8 protein-coding genes and 1 pseudogene are annotated in these 8,389 nt (G+C 63.8%); 5 read left to right on the top strand and 4 right to left on the bottom strand.

Going from position 1 to position 8,389, the window contains the following annotated elements:
• The 3 genes from JaAD80_RS24460 to JaAD80_RS24455 all read left to right on the top strand — a co-directional run.
• Window positions 1–329 (top strand): PhzF family phenazine biosynthesis protein (locus JaAD80_RS24460; RefSeq protein WP_146012518.1); only part of this gene is annotated, 329 nt, incomplete at its 5' end.
• A 15-nt stretch (window positions 330–344) separates the two neighbouring features.
• Complete coding sequence (locus JaAD80_RS30900) at window positions 345–584, top strand: hypothetical protein (protein WP_180979571.1); 240 nt, start codon at window positions 345–347, stop codon at window positions 582–584.
• Window positions 529–2,736: a S9 family peptidase gene (locus JaAD80_RS24455; RefSeq protein ID WP_102298423.1), complete on the top strand. Its 2,208-nt coding sequence runs from the start codon at window positions 529–531 to the stop codon at window positions 2,734–2,736. Before JaAD80_RS30900 ends, JaAD80_RS24455 begins: the two co-directional genes overlap by 56 nt.
• A 69-nt stretch (window positions 2,737–2,805) precedes the next feature.
• Here JaAD80_RS24455 and JaAD80_RS24450 read toward each other — a convergent pair whose 3' ends face one another.
• The 3 genes from JaAD80_RS24450 to JaAD80_RS24440 form a co-directional block, all read right to left on the bottom strand.
• Entirely contained in the window at window positions 2,806–2,991 is a 186-nt protein-coding gene (locus tag JaAD80_RS24450) for a CsbD family protein (protein WP_034759763.1), read from the bottom strand.
• Between the two features lie 174 nt (window positions 2,992–3,165).
• Complete coding sequence (locus JaAD80_RS24445) at window positions 3,166–3,816, bottom strand: bifunctional 2-polyprenyl-6-hydroxyphenol methylase/3-demethylubiquinol 3-O-methyltransferase UbiG (protein WP_102298424.1); 651 nt, start codon at window positions 3,814–3,816, stop codon at window positions 3,166–3,168.
• Window positions 3,817–3,896: 80 nt separating this feature from the next.
• Window positions 3,897–5,993: a M13 family metallopeptidase gene (locus JaAD80_RS24440; protein WP_258003156.1), complete on the bottom strand. Its 2,097-nt coding sequence runs from the start codon at window positions 5,991–5,993 to the stop codon at window positions 3,897–3,899.
• Between the two features lie 136 nt (window positions 5,994–6,129).
• Between JaAD80_RS24440 and JaAD80_RS24435 the strand changes: the two genes are divergently transcribed.
• Both JaAD80_RS24435 and JaAD80_RS24430 read left to right on the top strand, forming a co-directional pair.
• A complete protein-coding gene (locus tag JaAD80_RS24435; protein WP_102298420.1) occupies window positions 6,130–6,957 on the top strand; it encodes an HDOD domain-containing protein in 828 nt (275 codons plus the stop codon).
• A gap of 233 nt (window positions 6,958–7,190) precedes the next feature.
• Window positions 7,191–7,439 carry a flagellar protein FliT gene (locus JaAD80_RS24430; protein WP_374755272.1) on the top strand — a complete coding sequence of 83 codons (249 nt, stop codon included), beginning with the start codon at window positions 7,191–7,193 and terminating at the stop codon, window positions 7,437–7,439.
• 456 nt (window positions 7,440–7,895) lie between these two features.
• Here the strand turns inward: JaAD80_RS24430 and JaAD80_RS30895 are convergent.
• A pseudogene (locus tag JaAD80_RS30895) lies at window positions 7,896–8,389 on the bottom strand (hypothetical protein); the annotation flags it as partial.

Raw genomic sequence — 8,389 nt, 5'->3', positions numbered from 1 at the left:
TGGCCGTGCGCGCCGACATCGCGGCGCTGACGGCCTTGCTGGCCGCCTGCCGAGCGGACGGCCTGGCGCTGTATGGCGCCCACGCGGCGGGTGGTCCGGCTGACTACGAAGTGCGCGCGCTGCTCAGCGAACACGGCGCGCTGGTGGAAGACCCCGTCACGGGCAGCGCCAACGCCTGCATCGCCCACTTGCTGGCGGGTGCCGACTACCGCGTGCGCCAGGGCACATGCCTGCAGCGCGATGGCCGCGTGGCCGTCAGCTTCCGCGCTGGCCATGCCTGGATAGGCGGTGCATGCCTGACAGTGGTCGATGGGTCGATATTAGCCTGAACCGGGCAAAGCGCCATGAAATACGCGGCGCCTGGACAATTTTCACGAAGGAAATACGGCCAGCAAGGCCTTATTCCGTGGCTGGCGCTATCGCATAAACGCGCACGCTCTGGTATCGTCTTACGCTTGGGCAAGGCTCAAGCCCGGCTTCCCGGCAAGGCAGGCAGCGCCCTTCATTCTTCCAACTACCGAGACATCCATGCGTTTTATTCTTTGTTTTCTGGCCGCGATGGCCAGCGTTCCCGCATCGGCTGAAAAGCTGACCCTGGAACGCATCCACGCCGATCCGGCGCTGGCCGGCCCCGGCGTGCGCTACCTGAAGGTATCGCCCGACGGCGAGCGCGTGACGTTCCTGCGCGGCCGCGCCGACAACCAGTTCCAGCTCGACCTGTGGGAATTCAAGCTGAAGGACAAGAGCACGCACCGCCTGGTCGACTCGAAGGCGCTGGTGCCGAATGAAACCATCTCGCCGCAAGAGCAGGCGCGCCGCGAACGCGAGCGCACGGCCAGCCTGAACGGCATTCTCAGCTACAGCTGGTCGCCGGACGGCAAGCAGCTGCTGGTGCCGCTGGCCGGCAATCTGTACCTGGTCGACGTGGCCCACCCGGACAAGGCGTGCCTGGTCGCCAAGGGCAATGTGCTGGATCCGAAAATCTCGCCGAAAGGCCGCTATGTGTCGTTCGTGCGCGATCAAAACATCTATGTCATCGACCTGAAATCGGGCCAGGAACGCCAGCTGACCAGCGATGGCAAGGGCACGATCCACAACGGCGAAGCCGAATTCGTGGCGCAGGAAGAAATGGGCCAGCGCACCGGCTACTACTGGGCGCCCGACGATTCCGCCATCGCCTACAAACGCTATGACGAAGCACCGGTGCCCGTCGTGCGCCGCTTTGAAATTTTTGCCGACCGCACGGACGTGGTGGAACAGCGCTACCCTGCCGCCGGCGACCCGAACGTGCTGGTGCAGCTGCTGATCGTTTCGCCGGAAACGGGCGTGCAGCGCCAGGTGGAACTGGGTGCGAACCCGGACATTTACCTGGTGCGCGCCGACTGGAGCGCGGACAGCAAATCGCTGGTCTACCAGCGCCAGTCGCGCGACCAGAAGACCCTCGACCTGGTCGCCGTCGATGCCGGCACGCTGGCGCAGCGCACCCTGCTGACGGAAACGTCCAAAACCTGGGTCAGCATCCATGACGACCTGCGCTTCCTGTCGAACGGCACCTTCCTCTGGTCGTCCGAGCGCACGGGCCGCAACCACCTGTATTTGTACGACATGAGCGGCAAGCTGCTGCACCCGGTCACTTCCGGCGAATGGGGCATCGACAGCGTGCTGGCCGTGAACCAGAAAAGCGGCAAGGTTTTCGTCGCCTCGAACCGCGACGCCGTGATCGACAAGCAGACCTACGCCCTGGCCATCGATGGCAGCACGGCCGACAAGCCGCAGCGCGTGACGCAAGCGGACGGCTGGCACGACACGACGTTTGCCAGCAATGGCGCCGTCTTCGTCGACACCTATTCCGACCCGGCCACGCCGCCGCAGGTGAGCATCCGCCGCCCTGATGGTTCGATGGTGGGCTGGCTGGAAGAAAATGCGCTGAACGCGAGCCACCCGTACGCCAAGTACAAGGCCGACCACCTGCCGACGGAATATGGCACCCTGAAGGCCAACGATGGCCAGACCCTGTATTACTCCATCGTCAAGCCGTCGAACTTCGACGCGGGCAAACGCTATCCCGTCTACCTGTCGACGTACGGCGGCCCGCACTCGCAGCACGTGGCGCGACGCTGGGGCAACAACTTCGACCAGTACATGGCGCAGCAGGGCTTTGTCGTCTTCCGCCTCGATAACCGCGGCTCGTCGCGCCGCGAGCGCGCGTTCACGGACGCCATCTATCACAACCTGGGCGCGGCCGAAGTGGCCGATCAACTGGTCGGCATCGACTGGCTGGGCAAGCAACGCTTCGTCGATGCGAAGCGCATCGGCGTCTTCGGCTGGAGCTACGGCGGCTTCATGACCTTGCGCTTGCTGTCGGCAGCATCGGACAAGATCGCCATGGGCGTGTCCGTGGCACCCGTGACCGACTGGTCGCTGTATGACACCCACTACACGGAGCAATTCCTCGGCATGCCGAAGGAAAACGTGGATGGCTACAAGGACAGCACCGTGTTCGCCCACCTCGACGGTCTGAAGTCGCCGCTGCTGCTGGTGCACGGCATGGCCGACGATAACGTCTTGTTCAGCAACAGCACGCGCCTGATCGACGCGCTGGTGAACCGTGGCGTGCAGTTCGACCTGATGACGTATCCGGGCGCCAAGCATGGCATCTCGTCGCGCGCGGGCCAGCGCCACGTGTACAAGAAAATTGAAATGTTCTTCAAGCAGAACCTGGGCGTGGCCAAGTAAGCGGGGCGCCCAACGAAAAACCGCCGCCTGTCTCGCGACAGGCGGCGGTTTTTTTATGCGTGCAGCAGATTATGGCTTGCGGGTCACAGTCTCAACTGCGTCCTTCACATCGCCAACCTTCTTCTGTACTTTGCCTTCGACCTGGTTTGCCAGGCCCTTGGCTTGCTGTTCTTCGCTGCCGACGACCTTGCCAGCGGCTTCCTGGATTTTACCGCCGACTTCCTTCAGTTTACCTTCGACTTGATCTTTGTTCATGATAAATCCTCACTGTAGTTGGTACATCTGTTGTCCTGCCCAGAAGGGCGGGTACTGCGGCTCACACGCTGTTGCAAACTGCTTGCTGCGTGTCGATGTGTCCATACTACGCCCGAGGTCGCAAAAACTATGTACGGTTCCTAACACATAGCCAAAGTGCACTAATTTCCGTCCTCACGCAGGTTTGCGCCAAACCGTGGCCAGCCACGGCTGCTGTTCGCGCGGCAAGCCTGGCGGACGGTAATACTGCTCGACCAGGGTAAAACCGGCGTCCTGCACATACGCAGCCCAGCGCGCCTCGTCGTGGTAGCTGCCATAGCGGGCGCCGTTCCAGCCTTCCTGGTTCTGCCCGCGCGGATTCGAACTGAACAGCACGCCGCCCGGCTTCAGACACGCATGCAAGGCGCGCAGCACGCCAGGCAAGGCGGCGCTGGGCACGTGAAACAGCACGGCATTGGCGAACACGCCGTCGAACTGCGCGGCGGGCAAGTCGAGGTCGACAAAATCCTGCTGCCACACCTTGCAGCCGCTGTAGGCGCGCGCCATCTCGACGAAACGGGGACAGCCGTCGACACCGGTGGCATGGTGGCCCATGGCCGTGAACGCCTTCAGGTCGCGGCCCGGGCCGCAGCCCAGGTCGAGGATGGCCAGCGGCGCAGGTTTGCCGATGGCGTCCAGCAGCGCGCGGATGTTCTGGCTGACGTCGTGGTCGCGCGTGCCCTCGAAAAACTGCTCGGCACTGGCGTCGTAATGGGCCAGGGTGCGATTGGTGATGGCGTGGATGGGATCTTGCTGAGCTTGCTGGTCTGGCGTGGTCGGCTTCATGGCGGTCCTGTCGGTATGTTCCGCCATTTTACGGTGCCGGCGCTTTCGGCGTGCGGCACCGTCCAGCGATCAGCCGCCCGCTACCAGACGCGCACGCGCTGCTCCGGTGCCAGATACAGCTGCTGGCCCGGCTGCACGCCGAAGGCCGGGTACCAGGCGTCGAGGTTGCGCACGGTGGCGGCGCGGTATTGCGCGGGCGCATGGCCATCCGTGAGGATCTGCTGGCGCGCCGCCGCTTCGCGCGCCTTGCTGCGCCAGCTGATGCCATAGCCGGTGAAGAAGGCCCGGTCCGCCTCCGCCTGCACCGGCTTGCCTTGCTGCGACAAGGTGAACGCGTCATGCGCGGCCGCCACGCCGGCCAGGTCGGCCAGGTTTTCGCTCAAGGTCAGCTGGCCATTCACGGCCAGGTCGGGGAATGGCTGATACGCGGCAAACTGCGCCACCAGTTGTTTTGACGCGGCCTGGAAATGCGCCAGGTCGGCCGGCGTCCACCAGTCGCGCAGCTTGCCCTGGGCGTCGAACTGCGCGCCCTGGTCGTCAAAGCTGTGGCTGATTTCGTGGCCGATGGTGGCGCCGATGCCGCCATAGTTGGCCGCATCCGACGCCTGCGGGTCGAAGAACGGCGGCTGCAGGATGGCGGCGGGGAAATTCAAGGCATTTTGCAGCGGCAAGTTGACGGCATTGACCAGCTGCGCCGGCATGGCCCAGGCCTTGCGGTCAGGCGCTTGGCCCAGCTTGGCCAGTTCCTGCCGGTAATGGAACGCTTCCGCCCGCTGCGCATTGCCCAGCGCATCGCCGCGCACCACGCGCAAACCCGCATAGTCTTCCCAGCGTTCCGGATAGCCGACGCCCACGTACAGGGTCTTGAGCTTTTCCTGCGCCTGCGCCTTGGTTTGCGGCGCCATCCAGTCCAGCTTGTCGATGCGGCGCGAGAAAGCTGCCACGATGTTCGTCACCATGTCCTGCACCCGCGCCTTCGATTCAGGCGGGAAATAGCGCTCCACGTACAGCTTGCCGACGGCGTCGCTCAGGGCCGCATTGGTTGCCGCCAGCGCCCGCTTGCTGCGCGGCGACTGCTGCGGCGTGCCGCTCAGGGTCTGGCCATAGAAGGCGAAGCGCTGGGCGGCGGCCGCTTTCGGCAAGGTGGTGCTGAAATGGTTGATCGTGTGAAAGGCGAGGAAATCTTTCCAGGTAGCCAGCGGCACGCTGGCCACCAGTGCCGCGCTGCCCGTCATGGCTGTCGGATGCCAGACGATGAAGTCTTGCTGCGCGCCCAGGCCGGCCGCCTGGAAGAAGGTTTTCCAGTCCAGGCCCGGCGCCTTGCTGGCGAAGTCCTGCGCGCGCCAGGCGTTGTTGCCCTTGGCGACATCGGCCGAATCCTCGCGGCTGACGTGGCTGGCGGCAATTTGCTGCTCCAGCGCAAATACGCGCGCGGCGCGGGCCGGCGCATCGCGGTAGCCGGCCAGGGCAAGCATGGCGGCGATATGCGCCTGGTAGCCCGTGCGCAAGCCCTGCATGCGCGCGCTGTCGCCCTGGTAAAAGGCGCGATCAGGCAAGCCCAGCCCGCCTTGCAGCAGATAGGCGACGTTGCGCGTGGTGTCGTTCAAGTCTTGCGCCACCCACAGGCCGAACAAGTTTTCCGTATAAAAATTGGTGGAATTGAGGGGGTCGACATCGGCGCGCAAGCTTTCGCCCAGCGCGCGGGCCAGGCCAGCCTGATCGCGCACGGCGTCAATTTTCTTCAATAGCGGCTTGACGGGCGCCCAGCCTTTCGCTTCGATAGCCGATTCATCCATGTAAGTGCGGTAAAAATCGCTGACCTGGCGCGCGCCGGCGTCGGCCTGTTGCGTGGCCGACAAGCCCTCGATCAAGCCGATGATGCGTTCGTTGGTGGCATTGGCCAGCATGGCGAACGAACCCCAGCTGCTGCGGTCGGCGGGGATCTCGGTGGCGCGCATCCAGTCGCCATTCACGTAGTCGTAAAAGTCGTCGCCGGGCAAGACTTTCGCCGGGGCGGCGGCGGGAGCGGCGGTGGCCGCCTGCTGGCCGTGCGCGTGGGCTGGCAGGCTGGCCAGGGCGGCGCCAGCAAGGACGAGGGAGATGACAGCCTGGACTGGCGTCCGGCGCCAGGAAAAAACGCAAACCGTGCATGGCGATCCTTTCAATGAAATAGCCAAAATCATAGCCTGTTTTCAGCGTGCTCCCAGCGAAAAAAAGCGGCCGTGAACTTTTTTTTTTTTTGCATGCCCGCAAAAATCGGCAATATAGTTTGACGACCCCGCACCGTGCCGCGCGAACGCCCAGGAGATTGCCATGCAACTTGAAGCGCTGTTCCAGCATCCCCATGCCCTGCCTGCCGCCCCGAAGATCGTCGATGAGCTGGTACGCAGTTTCGACAATCCCGCCATTGCCACGGAAGACATCGCCCGCAAGCTGGGCGCGGACCCGGCCCTGAGCGCCAAGCTGCTGCGCCTGGCCAACTCGGCCTACTATCACGTCTCGCGCAGCATCGGCACGGTGGAAGACGCCGTGCTGATGCTCGGCTTTGTTACCGTGCGCACCCTGGTCATCAGCTCGGGCCTGGTCAGCGGCTACAAGGCAGTGCCCGGCCTCAATCTGCAGCAGTTCTGGCGCTACAGCCTGCACAGCGCCGTGTCGGCCCGCTGGATCGCCAGACAGACGGGCGACAACCAGGAGCTGGCGTTCACCATCGGCATGATGCATGCGATCGGGCAACTGGTGATCCACGCCGCCATGCCCGAGCAAGCGATGCAGCTCGACAAGATCGCCCCGCCCTTCGACGCCCGCCGGCTCGATGCGGAACGGGTGTCGCTGGGCTACAGCTATGCGGACGTGGGCGCGGAGCTGGCGCGCCGCTGGAAATTCCCCGCCGCCTTTGCCGACACCATCGCCGCCTTTCCCGATCCGCTGGCCAGCACGCCATTCAACCGGCTGGCCGCCATCATCCACCTGGCCGCCTGGCGCGCGCGCATTGATGAAAACCAGTTCAGCAATGAAGAAATCATCGCCTGCTACCCGGGCGACGTGGCGGAAGCGCTGGGCTTGCCGCCCTCGGTGCTGGTCGACAAGATGCCGCCGCCCGCCGAATTGAGCGCGGGGCTGGAAGAACTGGTCAATTAAGGCGGGCGGCGCCGGTATCGCCCCTGCCCAGGCATCGCGCAGTCATGCGGGCTGGCGGGCGATTCCGGCGGGCAGCCAAAAAATAGTCCAATTATTTTCATTTATTTTCAAAAACACCCTCAAGTTCCTGCTGGACCTGCCGTTAATCTGGACAAGCGGTAATCCATTCACTAGTTACGGGTGTGCTCATGACCTCCAACGACGTTCTCTCGATGTACGAAAATATTGCAGGAATGACCAACAAAATGGTCGTGGCCGCACGAGCGAGTGACTGGGATGGCTTGAACACCCTGGAAAACCAGTGCGCCAGCGCTGCCAGCGCCACCATCGCGGGCGTCCCTGCCCTGGCCGGTGCCTCGCGCATGCGCAAGATCGACTTATTGAAACAGATCCTGGCGAACGACCGCGAAATCCGCACCATCACGGAACCGTGGATGGCGCAAATGGCCAGCGTCATGCCCGCGTCGCGCGCCAGCATGTAAGCAGCTTGCAGCGCAGTGCTATTGCGGCTGTGGCCGCCGAATGAAAAAAGCACCCGAGGGTGCTTTTTTTACGCCTGCCGGCATGGCCATGCCGCGCGGGCTGGTGACTGCTTGTCATCAATTCGCGGCGTGCAGGCATGGCGGGGAATGTGGAAGGCGAACCCCAGGTATCTCCTGGCGTCGCCTCGCTGCCGGTTGCATCCGGCGTTCGCGAGCACATCGTCGGCATCGCGAACCGCTTCCAGGCCCAGGCGTTTATGCAACGCTACACCTGTTTACCGCGCCACACTATCGTTGGTGACTGCGCCAGGCTGGGGCTGTTTTGTCGTAGAGCAAGTCCACTGAATTAATCATATCACCATCTTTGAAAAACAGGCAACACCGCTATCCGCTGTTTTCCCTGTATTTTTTGATTATCTTTTTTTATATCAAGTTTCAGGGGCGCCGCGCACCGCGTCAGCGCGAAAACGGCTCTGCTTCCGCTTCCGGCGCTGCCTCCCCGTCGACCGCTTCCGTCAATACCGGCACGGCCTTCTTGCGGCCAAAGGGCTTGCGCAGGAGCACCCAGTATTTCGATGGCGCGCCCGGCCCCGACGCTTGCTTGCGCTTGCGCAAGACATACACGATCACCGCCGTCAGCAGCAGGAACACGAGCGTAGCGATGCCCAGCCACAGCAAGCCATTGCCGCCCGACTGCTGCTTGACAGCTGGCGCCGCCAGTGGCTTGGGTTTGGCGTGCGGCACCACCGCCTCGGCAGGCGTGGCGGCGGGCGGCACGGCAGCGCCGGGTTGCGCCAGCGCCTTTTGAAGGGAGCCGAGTTTGCCTTCCAGCTCCGTCAATTTGTCGTTGAGGGCCGCGTTTTTCTGGTCCAGCGCCACGCAAGCCTCGGCCTGCCCCGCATCCGCTTGCCGGCGCGCAAGCGGCCACGGCTGGCGCAGGACGGCGCAGC

Origin of the sequence: Janthinobacterium sp. AD80, assembly GCF_002878455.1 — a bacterium.
GTDB lineage: Bacteria > Pseudomonadota > Gammaproteobacteria > Burkholderiales > Burkholderiaceae_D > Janthinobacterium.
Note: the sequence above shows the minus strand (reverse complement) of the source record. Positions and strands in the feature narration are given on the sequence as shown.

What these genes read in the sequence shown, in the direction of transcription:
- JaAD80_RS30900 (WP_180979571.1), top strand. Translation starts at nt 345, where the DNA reads ATGAAATACGCGGCGCCTGGACAATTTTCACGAAGGAAATACGGCCAG.
- JaAD80_RS24455 (WP_102298423.1), top strand. Translation starts at nt 529, where the DNA reads ATGCGTTTTATTCTTTGTTTTCTGGCCGCGATGGCCAGCGTTCCCGCA.
- JaAD80_RS24450 (WP_034759763.1), bottom strand. Translation starts at nt 2,991, where the DNA reads ATGAACAAAGATCAAGTCGAAGGTAAACTGAAGGAAGTCGGCGGTAAA.
- JaAD80_RS24445 (WP_102298424.1), bottom strand. Translation starts at nt 3,816, where the DNA reads ATGAAGCCGACCACGCCAGACCAGCAAGCTCAGCAAGATCCCATCCAC.
- JaAD80_RS24435 (WP_102298420.1), top strand. Translation starts at nt 6,130, where the DNA reads ATGCAACTTGAAGCGCTGTTCCAGCATCCCCATGCCCTGCCTGCCGCC.
- JaAD80_RS24430 (WP_374755272.1), top strand. Translation starts at nt 7,191, where the DNA reads ATGACCAACAAAATGGTCGTGGCCGCACGAGCGAGTGACTGGGATGGC.